General features: G+C 73.2%; 1 protein-coding gene and 1 pseudogene. Both read left to right on the top strand.

Annotation, left to right across the window (positions count from 1 at the left end; genetic code table 11):
* The first annotated feature begins 69 nt into the window (after positions 1-69).
* Positions 70-288 (top strand): hypothetical protein, encoded by a 219-nt coding sequence (locus ABZ885_RS42030; protein ID WP_360200588.1) that lies wholly within the window; start codon positions 70-72, stop codon positions 286-288.
* A 343-nt stretch (positions 289-631) separates the two neighbouring features.
* Positions 632-1,007: pseudogene (locus ABZ885_RS42025) on the top strand (hypothetical protein); the annotation flags it as partial.

The raw sequence follows: 1,007 nt of genomic DNA, 5'->3' as shown, positions 1-1,007 counted from the left end.
CCCGAGGAGAGGGCGTAGGTGCCGAGGATGATGCGGCGCTAGAAGCGGGCGTCGAAGTTCGGTGCCCGGATGAAGAAGCTGCACAAGGTGCTCGGCACCCACCAGGACAGCGTCGTGGCGCGTCAGGAGCTCATCGCCCTCGCGGAGAAGGACACCGGCACCGAGCGACACGCCTTCGCCTACGGTGTGCTCCACGAACTCCAGCGGAGCACCGCCGAGGCGGCAGAGCGGCACCTTCCGAAGCTGCGCCGCCGGGCGGGCCACCGCAAGCTCACCCGGCTGCCCTGAACCGCCGCACCGCACAGGCCGCACCACCCGGCGAGCGGAATCCACCGGGCCGCATCGGCCGGTGCCCTCGTCCACGGGGCGCGCGTGCGGCACGCAGCACCCCCGGCGTGCTGCCGCGCCCCCTACCGCCGGCGCGGCGCAGCGGTCAGGATGACGGGGCTGTTGTCCTGTGCACGAAGTGGGGGTTGTCGATGGGCAAGCACGACAAGCCGCCGGCGGATCCGAGCCAGGGGAATCCGCCGCCGGGAAACGCCGACGGGAAGGTCCCGGCGCCGCCGCCCGGTGACGGGAAGCACAAGAAATGACGTGGCCGGCCCCGTGGCGGGCGCGCCTGGAGGAGGCGATGGCCGCACGCGGGGCCTGGCCGGAGCGGTCGCCGTGGCTGCGTGCGGCGGTGGCGGCACTGCCGCGCGACCGGTTCGCGCCGGACCGGTTGCTGCGGTGGGACGGGCAGGCCTACGTGCCGGTGGACCGGCAGGTCGATCCGGGCGGCTGGGCGCAGGAGTTGTACGGCGACCAGGACGCGGCCGCGGTCACCCAGGTGACGGGCGGGCTGCCGTCGTCGAGCCTGTCCGCGCAGGGCGTGGTGGTCGACATGCTCGATTCGCTGCTGCTGGAGCCCGGGCCGAGGGCGGCGAGCCTGCGCGCCGTTTCCTTGCCGATGCCCTTGTTCGCTCCGGTGATCAGAGCCGTCTTCTGTGAAGTCGTCATGCACCCAG

This window comes from Kitasatospora sp. NPDC047058, assembly GCF_040643935.1.
Classification (GTDB): Bacteria; Actinomycetota; Actinomycetes; order Streptomycetales; family Streptomycetaceae; genus Kitasatospora.
The sequence above is the reverse complement of the archived record's forward strand: the minus strand, read 5'-3'. Positions and strand labels throughout refer to the sequence as shown.